The sequence below is a fragment of the Novipirellula aureliae genome, from assembly GCF_007860185.1.
GTDB classification, from domain to species: Bacteria; Planctomycetota; Planctomycetia; order Pirellulales; family Pirellulaceae; genus Novipirellula_A; species Novipirellula_A aureliae.
Genome location: NZ_SJPY01000004.1, coordinates 353,462 through 370,690, shown reverse-complemented (window position 1 = coordinate 370,690; position 17,229 = coordinate 353,462). Strand labels below are relative to the sequence as shown.

Annotated in this window: 10 protein-coding genes; 1 reads left to right on the top strand and 9 read right to left on the bottom strand. The window is 53.3% G+C overall.

Going from position 1 to position 17,229, the window contains the following annotated elements:
- Position 1 precedes the first annotated feature (1 nt).
- Together Q31b_RS13750 and Q31b_RS13745 are read right to left on the bottom strand one after the other, a co-directional pair.
- Positions 2-181: a DUF6800 family protein gene (locus tag Q31b_RS13750; RefSeq protein WP_146600252.1), complete on the bottom strand. Its 180-nt coding sequence runs from the start codon at positions 179-181 to the stop codon at positions 2-4.
- A 181-nt stretch (positions 182-362) separates the two neighbouring features.
- A complete protein-coding gene (locus Q31b_RS13745; RefSeq protein WP_197171507.1) occupies positions 363-2,444 on the bottom strand; it encodes a hypothetical protein in 2,082 nt (693 codons plus the stop codon).
- A gap of 267 nt (positions 2,445-2,711) precedes the next feature.
- On the opposite strand from Q31b_RS13745, the gene Q31b_RS13740 reads away from it, so the two are divergent.
- Positions 2,712-3,377 (top strand): hypothetical protein, encoded by a 666-nt coding sequence (locus Q31b_RS13740; RefSeq protein ID WP_231617561.1) that lies wholly within the window; start codon positions 2,712-2,714, stop codon positions 3,375-3,377.
- Between the two features lie 14 nt (positions 3,378-3,391).
- On the opposite strand, the gene Q31b_RS13735 is transcribed toward Q31b_RS13740, so the two are convergent.
- The 7 genes from Q31b_RS13735 to Q31b_RS13705 form a co-directional block, all read right to left on the bottom strand.
- Positions 3,392-4,873, bottom strand: coding sequence for a hypothetical protein (locus tag Q31b_RS13735; protein WP_146600250.1), 1,482 nt, complete (start codon positions 4,871-4,873; stop codon positions 3,392-3,394).
- 203 nt (positions 4,874-5,076) lie between these two features.
- The gene (locus Q31b_RS13730; RefSeq protein WP_231617560.1) at positions 5,077-5,334 is read right to left on the bottom strand and encodes a hypothetical protein; all 258 of its coding nucleotides are present in this window, start codon (positions 5,332-5,334) and stop codon (positions 5,077-5,079) included.
- Between the two features lie 33 nt (positions 5,335-5,367).
- Positions 5,368-5,745 (bottom strand): HU family DNA-binding protein, encoded by a 378-nt coding sequence (locus Q31b_RS13725; protein ID WP_146600249.1) that lies wholly within the window; start codon positions 5,743-5,745, stop codon positions 5,368-5,370.
- Between the two features lie 293 nt (positions 5,746-6,038).
- Entirely contained in the window at positions 6,039-6,716 is a 678-nt protein-coding gene (locus Q31b_RS13720; protein WP_146600248.1) for a hypothetical protein, read from the bottom strand.
- 482 nt (positions 6,717-7,198) lie between these two features.
- Positions 7,199-7,474 carry a hypothetical protein gene (locus Q31b_RS13715; protein ID WP_146600247.1) on the bottom strand — a complete coding sequence of 92 codons (276 nt, stop codon included), beginning with the start codon at positions 7,472-7,474 and terminating at the stop codon, positions 7,199-7,201.
- A gap of 86 nt (positions 7,475-7,560) precedes the next feature.
- Entirely contained in the window at positions 7,561-16,116 is an 8,556-nt protein-coding gene (locus tag Q31b_RS13710) for a Calx-beta domain-containing protein (protein WP_146600246.1), read from the bottom strand.
- Positions 16,117-16,432: 316 nt separating this feature from the next.
- Complete coding sequence (locus Q31b_RS13705) at positions 16,433-17,224, bottom strand: hypothetical protein (protein ID WP_146600245.1); 792 nt, start codon at positions 17,222-17,224, stop codon at positions 16,433-16,435.
- Positions 17,225-17,229: the final 5 nt, after the last annotated feature.

Below are 17,229 nucleotides of genomic sequence, written 5' to 3'. Positions count from 1 at the left end.
ACTAACCCTTCAGCCCTTCTCGCTCGATGATGATTTCCGAACCAGGGGTCATTTTGCGTAATTTTCGGATTACCTCGCTCTTTTCCATCGTCCCTTTCTTGGCACGATCAAGCAGATTGCGGGTCTTTTTGCGACGGGTGCGACGACGACGGATTTCACGAGTGCGTTCAATGCCTGCCATATTGAGATAGCTCTTATTTGATGGGACAACGGATCGGATTCAATTGATAAACTCGCAAAAGTGTAACCCGAAAACCGCCGTAGTGCGAGAGTGGATGCGATGGAGCGTACAAGAGGGTTCCGAATTCCCTGTTTTCAGACATTTTTGGTCGTTTTTTACGTCGCTTTGGGCGTCGTCTCGCTTACTCGGCTGTGGCAATGATAAATTGCTCTCCGGCAACCATTGCTGTCAACTGGCCTTCGTCATTGGTGAATTTGGCAATCCCCTGTACGCGAAGTGGCCCCTCGCCTAGGTCTTTCATCTCGATCGTTGTCGCTCCTCGACTGCCTTCGATCGTGCCGACCGGTCGGCCGAGTACAGTGATCTCGATCGAACTAGCGCCTTCCGATTCACCCGCTATCGTCATTTTTCCTTTTTCGGGATGATTGATTCTGGCTTCGATTCTCGGGCCTTTCCAGAAACCAGGAACGTCAAACGATTGAGAGTATCGGATCGCTGGCTCCGTTGGGTCCTTACCGACTAAAACGAACGTCACTTGCATGACACCCGAATACTGCTCGGGAAATGTCAAGTTGTACTTTTCCATCGCAGGTGTCACCCGAGCCATTCGCCCATTGAGAAAGATCTCGGCATGATGAGGCTCGGTCGTCGGAGCATCCGTTTCTAAAATGCGACGACGAATCTGGACGTTGTTGGCCAATTTCCCATTCGCATCGACCCTCGATGCGATCGACATCTCGACGTTGTTTCGAGGAGGACGGGCAAACGGTTGGCACAGCGGATCGCCGACAATCAAAGTTTGATATGGCGATGTGATCGACAAGTAGAACGCTTCGATCGCGGTCACTCCGTCGGCGTAGTAGCCGTACATGATCGGGTTGGGAAACTTAAATTGCAACGAAAAGGGTTCCATCACCGCTCCGCTGCTCATTGCCGCTCCGGCATGCAGTAGTTCATTCAGCTTGGTTTGCGAGGCGGTTTCGTAGCGGCCACCATAGCTTGTCAAGTTATCAGCGATCGCACCGGGAACAAATTTCCATCGTGTTGCCACTAAATCGAATGAAGCGGTGCCCAGCATTAGCCCACTGATCGTTTCACTGCCCTTTGGCAGCTTGCCATGCAAAATCTTTGCGTCTTGCCCGAGACTCGATAGATAGACCATTGCATTAGCGATCCCCGGCAATCGCGTTTTCGTGCGCACATCGCTCGTCATCGAAAACATGAATTGCCCCTTGGGAAACGTTCGGTCAGCGGTTGCCGATCGCTGCAAAACGTCAACCGCCCGATTGATCGTGCTGGCGTTAGGATGAACCGTGCCAAGCATACAACTCAGCAAATACGTTATGCCCGACTGCTTCGCAGGGACCGCTTCGCCGGATGGCAACCATCCTTTCAAGCTCGAAAAACCGAGCGGCTCCTGCATCCCCAATGGTGCATTCTTCATCGAATCCACCCCCGCAGCGATCCGCTGGTTGGACATCAGCCGTGATAACGATTTGGTTTCTTTGATGTACCGCTCGTAATTCCAACCGGAATGAATCGCGGCCTCGAGCATTTCCTCTGCTGCATCGATCTGTTCCGCTGCGGAGAACGCTTCTGCGGCTTTGATTGCCACAGCGCTCAATGTTGGATGCTCTTCGTATAGTTTTTTAAGTGTCTCGCCCGATTCTTTCGCGTTGTCGGATTGCAGTTCGGCGATCGCTTTGTCGAAGGCTTCGCCGTCTTCACCAGCAAACGGGTTGCGGAAAGTACGCTCAAAATTCCCGCGTGCGTAGAGGTTCGATTCCCATCCCAAATAACCCTCTTCGTCCGCCAATATGTAGCGGTAGAAAAACGTCAAGCCCGTCAACGATGCGACTGGCTTTTGGTATTGTTTGATGCCCGAATCGGTTATCCGCTCCGTATGCTCATTGATCTTTACCGAGGTCGGAAATCCAGCCGAATAGGCAATCACTTTCGTCTGCGCGGCCAAACGACGTTTGTCGAGAGTCTGCAAAATGGGAGTGAGGATTTTGGACTTAAACTCGTCCAAGTTGATCGTCAGCGCTTTCGGGACATCTTCCAAATAGATCACGTTGCCAGTCGGGATCCTTCGGAGTTCGCAGTAATGATTTGCCAAAGTGCGAGAATCTTCGGAGTGGGCATTGACCACCACAATGACGTTTTCGGCAACAACGCCAGCCCAGACCTGGGATGGAGAATTAACGCATGAAAGAAACAAAAATACTGAGAATGCTAGCTTATTCCGGTAGAGAAAACGCAAGGAAGGATCCGTGTTTGGAGAGGCAAAAGGAGTCTGGGTAACATGTCTGGTCAATTATAGCGGGAAAGGACGTCGATACCCTTTCCCGAACGGCTCAAAAGAGGATAATTTTGTTGTTTGGGCCTGAGTTGCTTGGGCCTGAGTTGGAGGGCCTGAGTTGGAGGGCGTCAGAAAAGTGACTTTCATCGATCAGGTCCGTCAAAGGCGAATGTTCTATTTTATGACGTCCTTAAGATTATCCGATTCCCTCCGCAGAGACCGCAAACTTTGAGCGAAACCAAACCATCGTCGCTGATTGATCCCTCATTCCTGTTTCGTTTCGAAATCCGCTTGTATCGCCAGGAGATGCCGTGGACGAGCAAAGGGCTGAGTCTACCCGAATCGTGCCGCTTGCCTTCGTTTGGCGTTTTGTCCGAACAAGCTGCGTACGCGGATGTTCGCATGGCATGGAACGAGACCGGAATCGGGGTCCAGGTCAGCGTGGCTCGAAAGCGGCAATTGCCTTGGTGTCGTGATTCACGGCTTGACGACAGTGACGGCTTTCATCTTTGGGTCGATACGCGCTCAAGCCCTGGGATTCATCGGGCGACCCAGTTTTGCCATCGGTTTTTATGGATGCCTGCTGGCGGCGGACCGCAGCGTGAACATCCCGTCGCTGCGCTTATCCCGATCAATCGAGCCCGCGCGAACCCGAAGCCGATTCGAGCGGATTCGCTAAAAATCGCTGCCGCTCCCCGTCATGACGGCTATCAATTGTCCGGCTTTGCACCGGCCAGCTGTCTGACCGGATTCGATCCATCGGATCAGCCACGTATCGGTTTTTACTATGCGGTGGTCGATCGAGAGTTGGGCTGGCAAACGTTTTCCCTTGGGCCTGAGTATCCGGTGATCGAAGACCCAAGTTTGTGGGGGGAAGCGGTATTGAGCGATTGACCTCAGCGATTGACTCAGCGATGCTGACGACGGCGGTCGGTGCTTGGAGTGGCGGCCATCGCGGGATTCACCTCCGGATTCAGGAGGGGGTTGAGTCGGTCGGAAGTCCGGCGGCCTCCAGCATGCAAAAAGTCGGTCCAGCGGCGACCACGGCCCGTGTCATTCGGTCCCGGTGCAATCAGAAAGACCGCTCCGAGGCCAAACATCAATCCTGCGGCAGTCGAACCGATGGCAATGATGGTTCCACCGGGGCCGAGTGGATGGTCGGATACTTGTGGTGGCCCGAGTTTGGCCACCAAGTCGGTCGACAAGGCCGCCTTGCGACTTGCGTGGGCCTCGGCCAAAGCCCGCTGTGCTTCTTCCAGAAGCGTTGTTCGATGCGATACTTCCGCATCGACTTTCGCATACTCGGTACGAACATTTGCTAATGCTTCGAGCCGTTCCTTCAGCTCATCTCGCTTTTGTGACAATTTTGCCACACGCGCCTGTTCCATGTTTAAAAGCGGTTTCATCGCTTCGACCACTGACGTGGCCTCGTCTTGCATTCGCCGACGAATTTGTTTTTCCGTCGAGCGGGCTTGGATGACCGAAGGGTGTTCCTCCGTTCGGCTAGCAGCCAATCGGCTGCTGATGATTTGAGCGTCAATCAAACCATCTTTTAGTCGCAACAGCGAAGGCTGAAGCGTCAATAGGTCGCTGCCACTGACGAGCAAATGATTGGGGTTCTTGGAGCCTGCGACCATCAACTGGTGAAGTGCCAGTAGCTTATTCAGCTCTAACTCAGCCGTTTGCAACTCATGTTCTGTGGTTTCGAGAGTCCGGCGGTTGGTTCCTTCGCTGGCAATCGCTTCGCTGAGATTTCTTAATTCACCGAGGTCGGTCGGGAATTGCATTTCCAGCTGTTGCATGCGAGCCGCCGCTTCGTTCAGATTCGCCGCTGCCAAATCCCTAGCGTCGGTGAGTTCGCCAATCACACTGTCGGCTCGAATGTGCCGAATGGTTCGCAGGTGTTTCGCCAAGTTGTCGAACATGGCATTGCAAAAAACGAATGCTCGTTCTTGATTCTCCGCTTTCACTTGCAAGTAGACGACTTCGGAATTGCCGAACTCCGAGCCTTGAGGTGCCAACAGGTTGACGCCGCTGTCCGAAACCGCATCAATGACGGTTGTCGACGGCCAATGGACATCCGGTTTGCCGCTCGGTGGCCCCACTTGCTGAAGGGCTCCGCCAACGACTTCTGGACTTTGAGTCATCTCTAAAATCGTTTCTTGCGCTGCCTTCATTTCCGTCTGGCTATTGAACCGTCCCAAGCCGACCATGCTCGTTGACGCTTCGCTACGCACCAGTAGCGGCAAACGAGCCGAGTACACTTCGCTACGAAACAAGCCATAGCATACGCCAAAGAAACCAAACACCATCGCTGCGCCCAACCAAAGGGGCGCAAAGATGACGAGGATATTGCGAACGTGTTTCCACGGAATCGGAGCAGCAGACATGGCAAATGACAATCGAAGAGTTCGAAGACAGTTCCTTCAAACCTAGGTCATTTTTTTGCGCTGATTGAGAGAATTTCGGGAAAAATCAGCGATCGTGTCTGCAGCACCTTGAAGGAAATGGAATCGACCGGATTGAGGTCTGCGATCGAATCGGGGCCTTGACGATTCCGTTGCCTTGGGTGGTTGCCATTACGAACGATTCGCTACATGATTCCACCATGCGTACGAATCGGTGTCAGGTGACTTGGCGAATCAAGAAACCAGAAACGTTCCCATTCGGCAACCATCGCTCGGAGGTCTTCAGAGGTGTACAGCAATTGTTGGACTCGGCGTTCCGGGCGAGCCGAGTAGATCGGGACAAAGCATCCGACGCTACTGGTGATCGCAGACGCCAAAATGGTCAATTGCACGACTCGTCGCAATGACTTTCGTAGCGATGATTTTCGTGACAATTTTCGCATCGATCGTTCCTCCATGAACGGTCTAGGCCAACCTTAATCCTCGTTCCAATGACCGCTAGGGGCATCGAATGTCGGGTTATTTGGTGGACGGCTTGGGGTTTGTTTTAATTCACTAGTGGGTGGTGGCGACTCATCCAAGTCACGCACCTTGGCTTCCATGAACTTTCCCGGCTTGAACGTTACAACATGCTTGCTCGGTACCTCGACCTGCTCTCCAGTCCGGGGGTTCCTCGCCTTGCGTGCCGCTCGCGGTTTCACTTCGAACACGCCGAAGTTCCGCAGTTCAATCCGTCGTTCGCGTACTAAACACTCAATGATTGCATCGAATGTCTTCTGTACAATCGCTTTCGTCTGCTGCTGGGTCAGCCCAACCTCTTCCGAGATCGTTCGCACGATATCCTTCTTGGTCACGACTGACTCCCTAAATCACACCACGACTTGGTGCTTGTGTGGTCGATGTAAACCCTTTGTCTATTTCAACTTAAACGCTCCTGGAGAGTCTAAGCCGTGTCGTCGCGGGCGTCAAGGATCACTCTGCAAAAAATCGATGGATGCTCAATAGGGCATTCTATCTACCAATCTGTATCGGCCTGATTTACCGTTACGATTAGACCAAAACGGATAATCGTCATAAAACAACAAAAAAAGCCGACTCCTTAGAGATCGGCTTCATCCGTTGATCAAATTAGCTGGAACACTGGCAATTAGTTCAGCATTCCTGCAACGTCACTCATAACGCTTGCAACATCAATTTGGTCGGCTGCGAAGGTTTTCGAGCTTACCACTTTGCTGTCTTTCGCGACAACAACGGTGATGGCCGCGTCCGATGACAATTTGTATTTTGCTGGACCCGTTTTGGTCTCTTTGGCAATGACCACCGGTACGTGTTTGGACGAAGCGGTTTCTGCCAATTTCTCAGCATTTGCCTTGAGTGCATCCGAATCGTCGCCCAAGAGCGTGACCAGGCCCTTCAACTTTGCGTCTTCGTGATCCGCGACCGCCGAATCCAATTGCTTCAGGAATTCAGGCAAGCTGCCTCCGGTATCGCGAGCAAAAACCAAAACCATTGGCCGTGAGCCGTAACGGCAGCGGTAGCAAAGCTCTTGCCCCTGATCGACACCGTCATCGGCGGCACCGGCAATTTTCGTGACGTGGAAAGCCGCAAGTGCGTCGCCTTCCTTCAATGAATCGACCTCTGTAGTGCACTCTACCAAGGCACCGTCTTCTGCAGAGCAGCTGCTAGCATCTGCACTGCATTGAGCTTCCGAGCAGCATGCTTTCGTCGGGCAGGATTCGGCCGCAGTCGCAGCAGTATCCCCGGCGATCGAAGGGGTGGCAACCAAAGCAAAAGCGAACATTGATCCGTAAAACAAACGTGACATGTAGTTGTTCTCCAAAAAGACTCTAAAGGGTTAACTTTAAACGGGCCACGAAGGTGTGACTCTTACAACAAATGTCCTCACCTTCAATCTGCCCGCCAAGAAAAGTGACAATTTGACGCAGTTGTACTCATTATTACGTGCTAGGAACAAGAGAAAAGGCTCCGTTCCCCAAAAAAACTCAAGAATCCGTGCCGTGCCGTCTCTCGAACCGTTCAATTCCGTGTCGTGGAGAGACGCCTGCAATGCTAGCGAATTGATTCAGGGCCTCGCGTTTTGTCCAGATTGAAAATCAGGCTCGACCGAAGAACCCGTGGTTTGATTCATCCATCCCAAATACCGAAGGGTAGGTTTTTCAGGCACCGCAGGGCAAAAAGGATGTTTTCGGTGCATCAGCAATCGGACGTTCAAAAATAAACCCCAGCAAAACAAGCCGTTTTATCAAGGCCAAGCAAGACATTCTTCCCTCCCTGACCCCGTTGTCCCTAAGTAAGTTGCTCCTCAGCAGGGCTAGCCCGGAGCCCGAAAACATCCGCTGCCGGTGACGTGATCCCTTCGATCCGTGGAAAGTTGCCCCATCGACCCACAGGCCGAAGGAGGAGTCCAAGATCGCATACCGTCGCCGCCGTCATTTCGGCGAAACACCGTTCGCGGTCCTCAAGGTGATCTTCGATCGGCGGCGTTTCTTGCTCCGAGGCATCGAGGGAGTCGAGCAAGAGTGGCAATGGGTATCGCGACTGCATGCCCCAAAATAACTTCATAACTTCCGCAACTTCCTTTTCACCCACAAATTCTTCTGAAGAGCCAAGAAATCAGGGTTGGTCGTCGTGGACGAGACCTTCACGCATCACGAGGAACGTGAGGCGACTCCCCCCAACAACTCGACCAAGGATTCGAGCGATTCTTCTGCGCTCGCTTCTTCGTCCACTTGCCAATCAAGGATCGCTTGATCCGCCGAAGCCGATTGCGTGGCGAAATCGCTAGGCGAGCTCGCGGATCGAAGCGTCGATAGAGGCTCATTTGCCAATGTACTGTTTGCCAATGTACTGACCACGTCGCTGGCGTTCGCTTCACCTTCCGCATTCCGGCTCGCAAGCAAAATCAGTTGCTCGCCCGACGGCCCCGAGAGCCCCGACGGCCCCGAGAGCCCCGATGGCACCGCGTTACCGTCACCGCTATGGGGGTCATTGATGTCGTTGATGACCATGACGGCATCCAGAGGCGAAATTTGTCCATCACCGCTGACGTCCATGTAAAACGAATGGGGTGGATCACTCGGTTGTGGATCGCTAACCGGGCCACCCAATCCAGCACCAAGTGCGTTGATGACGACCAACGAATCGCTTGGCGTGACAGTGCCATCGCGATTGGTGTCATGGCGATTATACGGATTGGTGTTCGGTTTTTCGTTGTGCAACTGCAAAACGGCATCGTCGCGGAGCAGAACATGAGTAAAGACGCCGACAATGAACTTTGGTGTATCTGCTGTCCAACCATCGCCAAAATTAATCGTATCATCATTTTGAGCATCGATGTCGATGGTATTTCGCAGTCGACCTAGATCGCCAATCGTAAGTGTCTTCGCGCCACCGCCGAGATCGATACGCAATCGATCTGTACTGTTGCTTGGCCGTGAATCCAAAACTTGCCCGCTAGCGTCGTCACTGACAACCAATTGGTCAGCTTGCACACTCACGGTCAAATGACTGAAGCTGACGTTTTGGTTGACAACCTCGACCACCGTCGTGCCAAGACCGGCAAAGCCAGGGTCGGAGTCGGCTTCACGCACCGAGAATGAAATATCCGCAGCCACGTTTGCGTCGGTGAGCAAGTCGGGTTGACCGGTTGCGACCACGGCTTGAGGGGTGTTCCAATTCGCAGGGGTGAAACGGATGACCGAAGGTGACACAACGACTTCGCCCGTATCGTCACTCTCGACCGAAACGACCACATCGCTCTGGGGAGCCGCCGACAATTGAACTTGCAACTCCGCCGTTGTGCCCCGTTCATTGACAATCACAGGCGTCGACGTCGATGTGACAACGAGTCGCCCATCGTCGTCGTCGAGAATCGTTATGCTCAACTGCTCGGGACGGATTGCCAAGTTCCGAGAAACACTCTTCACGTTAACGTTGACGGAGCCATCTTGTTCGACAGCGGTATCGTCGGTAGCCGACAGAACCAAGGTTCCTGACAATTGCCCACGGGGGATGACAATTTGATTCGATGCGGCACTGAAGTCATCGTTTGTGGTTTCGCCTTGGCCTACAAAATCAAGTGCGACCACGATTTCGCTTTGGGCAGGTCCTGACAAGGTGGCGGTCAATGTTGAGACGCCGCCGGTTTCAGGAATCGATGCATGGTCGACGCTGAGCGATAATGTCGGTGCCGTTTCGTTGTCGACAATGGTCAATGTGATCGATTGATTTTGGAACGTTACCGTATCGGCATCGCTTGCGGCGACTCGAATCGCCCCGACCTCGTCGCCTTCAAACACTTCATCGTCAACCGAATCGATTTGTACATCACCCGTTAAAGAGCCAGCTGGGATTGTGATGGTGGGTTGCGACAATGTGTAATCGGCTCCTTCAGCAATCGCTCCGCTTGGCGTCAAGCTGAAGGTAATGTCTCGCTCCGAAAGCTGAGACAGGTGGATCTCAAAAACAGCTTGCCCTGCGACTTCATCGACAACAAAGAAATTCGAGTTTACGTTAGCGACCGGAGGCAAATCATTGTCGCCGATAACGAAGCTCGTACTCGCTTTTTCGCCTACGATGACGCCATCGGTCGCCGTCGCATCGATGGTGACCGATTGTTCAATCTCGTTGACGGCATCGTCGATCGTGGCAATCTCCATTGACGCCGTTGTCGATCCCGCAGGAATGATGATTTGTTTGCTCGACGCTTGGTAGTCAAAACCTTCGCTCGCCGTACCCCCGAGCGCAAAGTTGACGGTCATGTCGACTCCCGCGGGCGCATCGAGGGTCGCCGAGATCAGATTTGTAGCTCCCTCAACAACGCTTGCGGAAGTGGCAGCGATCGACAAGGTTGGGAAGAGGTCGTTATCGAGAATCGTCAAGGTCACGTCCTGGTCCCTACCCACACTCGCATTGCTGATTTGGCCTGGCGAGATTGTGAGCACTTCATCACGCTCGTACAACGCATCCTCGACGGCAGCAATCGTTATCGTGCCCGAGGTCTCACCTGCAGCAATCAAAATTTGAGTGCTCGACAATGCATAGTCGCTCGCGGAGGCCGTGGTGAGTATCGACGGCACAATGGTTACGTCCAAGCTCGACGCTTCCGATAACGTTGCTGTATAAGTCGCCGTACCACCATTTTCGTCAATCGAAATTGGATCAAGTGCCAACGTCACGGTCGGCTGCGGATCGTTGTCCACGATCGTCAGCGTTGCCGGCAACGTCGATCCCCAAGACGCATTCGTCGCGGATTGAACGGTGGCGATCACGGTTTCATCGTTTTCATCGATCGCATCTTCCATCGAACTAAAATCGAACGCCGCTGACAAAGTACCCGCTGGAATCATGACATCGATCGTCGAACCACTTATCGACGACGAAGCGAAATCGGTATCAAGCACAGCCGTTCCGGATATCAATATCGTCGCGGTGACATCTTTCGATGAAACACCGCTTAATCGCGCCGTTAGCACAGCCGGTTGGTCTCCTTCGTCTATCGAAGCGGGATCGAAATCAACGCTGATGACGGGTGGGGCATCATCATCCACAATGTTTGCCGTTACCGATTGGGGCCCGTTCTCGATGCCGCCGGTTACCGTGTCAATCGAGACGATCACGGTTTCATCAAGCTCATCGATGGCATCATCGATCGTGGACAACGGAACGAAACCGGACAAACGCCCAGCGGGGATCAGGATGGTGGTCGCGATTGGATTGAAATCCGTCGCTGAAGCGGTTCCACCCACCGCCAAGGTGATTGTCACATCAAGCGACGAGATCGCCGACAGCGTTGCGGTAATCGTGGTCGATCCCGTTTGCTCAATCAGATTCGTATCGGCGATTGATAATGAAACGCTTGGTGACGAATCATCATTGACGATCGTCGTCGTGATTTGCTGGGGCGATCCTTCGACGGCATTGGTAACGCCCACGATATCGACAATGACTGTCTCATCCAGTTCGAAGATCGTATCATCCACCGAATCGATCGTTACGAGGCCTGTCGTTTGCCCGGCAGGAATTGTGATTTGAGTTCCATCGATACGGTAGTCCGTCGTCGCGGCCGTTCCCGTTACGCCTAGATCAATCGTCACGTCAAACAGCGACGGCGCGGACAACGCTGCGGTCACTTCCGCCGAACCATTCGCTTCAACGATCGTCGGCTGATCGACCGAAAGCGAGACATTTGGAGTCGCATCATCGTCGACGATGACAAGTGAGGCCGTTGTGAACGATCCGGGGACCGCTTGTAGCAGCGATGCAATGGAAACGTCAATGACAGTGTTGTTCTCATCAAAAATGTCATCGATGGCTGTGATCGGGGTACGAGCGATTTGCTGTCCCGCCGGAATGATGATTTGCTGAGTCAATCCGGTGTAGTAGGGCGAACCACCCATGCCATCGACCTGGACGTCTAATTGGACGGTGACATCAAAACCGGATGGCTGCGAAAGCGAAACGACAAGGTCCGTCGATCCGTTGTTTTCCGAGATCGCATTGTTTTCAAACTGAATCGAAACCGCCGGCGGTTCATCGTCGTCAAGGATTTCAATATCAAGGGCACCCGGCCCGACCAAGATTCCATTGGTGACGCTGTCGAGCGTAACAACGACGGTTTCCACTGGTTCGTCGAAAAAGTCGTCGCTGGCGCTAATGGTAAGGTTAGCCGAAGTGACCCCCGGTTGGATCGTGATCGTCTTTCGATTCGTCGTGTAGTCGGTCAATTCGGTCGCAGTGCCTGTCGTAACAAACGACAGCGTTACCGGTAAACCGGATTGAGTACTCAAGTAGGCGGTCACGACGGTCGAATCGCCTTCGCTAATCGCTAACGGGTTTGCAAACAGGAAGACTTCCGGTGGAGCATCATCATTCAAAAGAGTCAGCGTCGCCGATTCGGTTGGCGATGCCGTGGCGTTCAGCAAACTCGCAATCGTCGTCACAATCGTTTCGTCAGCTTCCTGGATATTGTCTTCGACAATGTTGAAAGTGAGCGCGGCCATGGATTGGCCAGCCGGAATGACGATCGTTCTCGTGTCGACCCAGTAATCAAGCAAATTGTTTGCCGTTCCACCAACGAGTATCTCGATCGTGACGTCCTTCGCGGAAACTTCCGACAACGTTGCCGTTAAGACGCTAGGCCCATCGGCTTCGTTGATCGAGACATCGGTGAACTCCAATTCAACCGTGGGCGGTAGATCATCGTCAACAATGAACGCACTCGCAGACTCCGGAGCGAACTCTTGAGCATTGATCAAGGAATCGATTTCCAACAGAATCGTCTCATCGACTTCATCGATCGAATCGTTGACGGCTGAAACCAAAACGGACCCGCGCACCGAACCGGCTGGAATCGTGATCGTCAGGGAAGGTGCGGTGAAGTCGTCCCCATTCGTCGCATCGCCAACCGAAACCAAGTTGACCGTCACGGGCAAACCAGAGACTTCGGATAGATTTGCGGTGAACCTCACCGAACCACCCGCTTCGGCAATTTCGGTTTGATTCGAAATCAAGGTTACCGACGGTGCGTCGTCGTCATCGGTGATCGTCACCGTCGACACAAGTGCAGGATCGAAGGTCGCATTGTCCGCCGAAGCGATGCCCAACACTACCGTTTCGTCGGCTTCGTCGATTGCGTCTTGTACGGCCGTCACGGTGACCGAACCGGTCAAATCACCGGCCGCGATATCGATTTGAAGCAACGACGTGGTGTAATCATCGGTCAATATTGCGGTGGATGATGGCAGCGAGGGCGTATTGCGGACTTCCACGAAGACCGTGACATCTTTTGCGGACACCGCATCGAGCGTCGCGGTGATCGTTGCGATGCCTGCGGCTTCAGCGATCGTTTGGTCACCGGGATCCAACGTGACAACCGGCGGATCGTCATCATCGAGAATTCGATAGGTAAACTCCGTTGCCGAAGAGAGCGTTGCTTCGGTCACCGAATCGACCGTCAGCGTGAACGGTTCGTCAAATTCGTCAAGGACATCTGGCAATGCCGAGATGGTTTCCGTTTGTGAAATTTGTCCAGCGGGGATAACAATTTGGAGTCCATCGGACAATTCGTATTCGGTATTGTAAACCGCATCCCCAACGGCGGCCGAGGCAACCAAGGTGACGATGACAGGTTCGAGTGACAACTTATCGAGCGTCGCGGTGATCGTGGTTGTACCGCCTGTTTCCAACACATCGGTCGTGGCAAGCGTTGTCACCGTGACGACCGGTTCCACATCGTCATTGGTGATCGTAACCGTCTGCCCTTGATCTTCGCGAGCGGCCGCAGAAACGGCCAGAAGCGGGTCTGGGACAACGACGGAATCGATATCGACCCAAATCGTTTCGTCCGGTTCTTCGAAGTCATCCGCGAGCGTTGTCAAAGTGACCGAACCGCTGCTCGACAATGAATTTGCGGGGATCACCAACTGCAACCCGCTTTCAATGTAGTCGGTCGGTTCGGGGAAGACCGCGTTGGCAGCCAAGGTTGCGGTACCGGTGAGTGACAAGTTGACGGTGACATCGTAGGCTACCGCTCGCGTAATGTTTGCCGTCACGATTGCTTGACTGACCCCATCTTCGGCCAGAACGGTTTGGTCGACGTCAATCGTTATGCCTGGAGCCAAGAACTCGCTGACTTGCTCCATCTTCCAAGCACCGCGTCCGAGCGTGCCCAAGATGAGTACGTCGTCGGCGGCATCGTAATCCATATCATAAACAGGGACGTTTGGCAGATTGCTGCCAAATTGGAACCACTCACCCACCGCGTCAAATGTCATGCCAAAGACGCCTGCGTTTGTACCGAGCGCCAAGCCATCGAAGACGCCCGAAACATATTCAAGGGATCGGTAGACGGTGGCACCGAGCGAACCGAGATCCCCAGTAATGTCGGTCCAAACATCGCCAGCGGTTGTGGTCCAGGAAACCGAATTGGTATCGATTGCAACGGCTTCGGTCCATTCATTGGGATTCATCTTGACACTTTGAACCGAGCCGCCCAGATCGACGTTGGAAACGAACTCGGCAGCCGCTTCGGTCCGAACGTAGACGTTTCCAAGAGAATCGCCCGCATAGATCACAAACGGGTTGTCGCCGTGGACGTCCGATCGGCCACCATAATCCATCGCGCTCGTATTAAACACCGATGTTTGAACAAGCGAATTGCCCGAGTTGACCGATTCGAAAACCCCATTCGAGCCGCCAAAGAGCATCCGCACCGGGTTAACATTGTTGATGGTGATCGGTGTGACGAATTTGGGCTTAAATTTATCACCTTCGGTGACAATCAAACCTGGGGAACTGGCGCTCACCTGATTGTTGTCCGCATCCCAAACCGTGCGACGAAATCCGCCTAAGTTTTGCGAACTGCTGTAGCGGACCGATTGCCCTTGGGCGGCAAGACTTACCGAGTCGATCGCAATATCTCCCCCATCGCCACCCGACATCACTTGCCATTGCAATTGGTCAGGCACCAATTGATACTGCGTGCCGTTGTCTTGGGCACCACCGACAATCACGTCAGAAACCGAATCGTAACCAATACTGTGGTATTCCATCGCTCCGAGATCGCCCGCTAACGACTCCCAAACTCCCGTGTTGTCTTGCGGACTGGTCCGGCGATAGATACCGCCGTCATTGACTTCGATCATGTCACCATTTGCATCGAACGCCATGTCGCGTGAATCGGCATGAGGGGCACTGCCATTGGCCGTGCCACCTTCAGGGTCAAAAGCAAGGGAGTCATCGGTCAAGTGATCCCACTGGGGGGAAGGAACCTCCAGAGGATCACGATCGATTTTAATATCGCCGCGGAAAAGGGATCCCGTGTATCCGTTGGCACCAATCGCGTTGGGGAAGGGAACCTCTTGGCGATCGCCACCGACGTAAACGATGTCATGATCGTTGGGGTCAATGCCAATTGAAAAGTGGATACGGCCTTGGCTGCCGGGTTCCGTCGTGTCCTTGTATTTGGGGCTTGGGTTGACAATCGGAATCATTTCACCCGTATTGGCGGTATAGTCAAAGTTGCCAGTCGACCCGATCAGCTCGAAGGTGTTATTGTCAAGGACGTTGATTCGCCATTGACCGTTGGCTGCCGTGTTCCCCTGGACATCGCGAATTAAAACCCAATCCGAGTCATTATTCGCTAAGCCATGGTTCGCTACCGTAATTCGAATGGGGGTTGAACTGCTCGCACCCGTAATCGATTTCCCTGCTGCAACAGGCAGAATAGGGGTGTCCATTCGCCCCCACCTCGGATATTCCGTGTCGCCAGTCGTGGTATAGAAGAGACCCGCCACTTGGCCTCCTTGAACCACACCGACAAACAGACGCCCGGTATCGGGATGAACGACCATTTCAATGTTGTCGGTGCTCGAATCTTGAAGCATCCTTTCGAGTTCAGCATAGACATTCGAAATAATCTGCCACGTTTCACCAAAATCATCCGATCGATAGATCCCATCACCCATCGCGGATGCGTAGAGCCGATCCTCGGTGCTTTGGTCGATAAACAAATCGCTAAATCGTCCGTCACCAGGAACACCTGCGGTGACGAGATTGAAATTCACGCCGCCGTCAATGCTTCGGTGAATGCCACCACTTTGCGAAGTCGCAACAATGATGTTGGCGTCGTCTTTCGAGGCGATCCCAGAAATCCGCTCCCCAACAATGCTGCCGTTACCGCCCGGATTGATCCAAGTGTCACCGCCATCGCGGGTCACGTAGACCAAACCGATCGAACCACCAGCCCCACCAAAACTACTATAATTTCCGGTGCCAGCGACCAAGGTTTGGTACGGATCAGGCCCAGGAGCGAAGATGTCATCGGAGTCAAATTCGATCGCACCGATCGATAGCGAATCCATCGCATCGGTTTGCGCCACCCAAGACGGGTTGGCTGCGGTGGCATTCATCGTTTTCCAAACCCCGCCATTGATCGTTCCGGCGTAAAGGATGTCAGGATTGGTTGGATGAGCGACAACCGATTCGATCGCTCCGGTGACTCGATTGTCGGGCGAGACATTGGTGATTTGCCCACCGTTCGTCGACGCGCCCCCCTGCTCAACAAATACACCTTGCTCTTCCGCCAAGGGGACATAGGCGAGCAATCGCCGTTCTTCGAGACTTTCCAGGCGGACCGTGCGGAACCAAGATTGACGACGCTCGCGGCGAGCTTTTGTACGAAGACGGCTGTTTCGGATTGTCATGTGGTTTAGACCCGGAAAGCGAGGAAAACGGGATAATCGCGATATTGCGGAAAATAGGGAATCTTTCGATTATGATGCGGGTAAACCGCATATACAAGCATTCCCTGGGCGATGACCGCCAAAAAAATACTCTTAGGGTAAGAGCACCATTTTTATCCACGGGCCAGTTTTTCGTTCGTGAAGAGCACGAAACACGAAGCAAGAAGCAAGAAGCAAGAGCCGGATGGGACCCTGCGGTGATCGACGAAAACGCCGACACCATCCGGTTTGGGTGCGCTTCGTGGGAAGAGGTTCCCAAGAAAATTTAGTGGTCTTGTTATTGGTCTTGCGCCACCACGCGTCCTTCGACCGTGTTGGGATCGAATTCGACATCGTCGTCAATGTCGACATCCAATTCTGGATCGTCCATCCAGCCGCCATCTTCCCCGTTCAGCTCGTCAACGCTGACAGCATCTGGCATTGGGATCTGCCGTCCACCGATATTCATGACGAAATCAAAGTTGCCTTCGCCAGCGGTTGCCCATAGTTTATCAAGCACCTTCTGCTGGAACCGCTGTGAATCGGCGGGACCCACCGTGTAACACGGTTTGCCATTTTCGCCACCAAACTCGAACGTATCGAGGCACTTACTCGAATCAATCCCAGTCCAAATCGCCTCGACTTTCTTGTAGTCCGGTACAGGATGCAGATCAAACTTAGCCGCATACTCGATCGCCGACTCCACGAACTTTTTGGCCTTCTCGGGGGCACAAGGAGTCAAGGATTCATTTTCGCCAAACCTCTCAAGGATTTCGGAAAAGTTTCCTGGGTAGACACTAAACCCGTGAACATCTTTGACACCTAGGCAAAAGGAGTCGATCAAAAAGCGAACGCAGCCGACCCGACCGTCGGGCAAGAAGCGGCTGATTAGAACCGATCCGATGCCGGTATTGCCAAGCGCGTCTTCGCTGATAAAGCAACGATCGATCGCGCCTCGCCCCGCTGCCTGCATCTGCCCCGCAAGCGACTGCATCGCATTCTTTTCGCGTGCTTGTCGTTTGCGATTGGCGATCTCTTTCGAACGCTTCTTGGCAAGTTTTTTTTGACGATGTTGTTCTTTCGCAGACATTTTTA

Bases quoted from the DNA above. Each gene is read 5' to 3' on its own strand.
- Q31b_RS13750 (WP_146600252.1), bottom strand. From the start codon at position 181: ATGGCAGGCATTGAACGCACTCGTGAAATCCGTCGTCGTCGCACCCGT.
- Q31b_RS13735 (WP_146600250.1), bottom strand. From the start codon at position 4,873: ATGTCTGCTGCTCCGATTCCGTGGAAACACGTTCGCAATATCCTCGTC.
- Q31b_RS13730 (WP_231617560.1), bottom strand. From the start codon at position 5,334: ATGCGAAAATTGTCACGAAAATCATCGCTACGAAAGTCATTGCGACGA.
- Q31b_RS13720 (WP_146600248.1), bottom strand. From the start codon at position 6,716: ATGTCACGTTTGTTTTACGGATCAATGTTCGCTTTTGCTTTGGTTGCC.
- Q31b_RS13715 (WP_146600247.1), bottom strand. From the start codon at position 7,474: ATGAAGTTATTTTGGGGCATGCAGTCGCGATACCCATTGCCACTCTTG.
- Q31b_RS13710 (WP_146600246.1), bottom strand. From the start codon at position 16,116: ATGACAATCCGAAACAGCCGTCTTCGTACAAAAGCTCGCCGCGAGCGT.
- Q31b_RS13705 (WP_146600245.1), bottom strand. From the start codon at position 17,224: ATGTCTGCGAAAGAACAACATCGTCAAAAAAAACTTGCCAAGAAGCGT.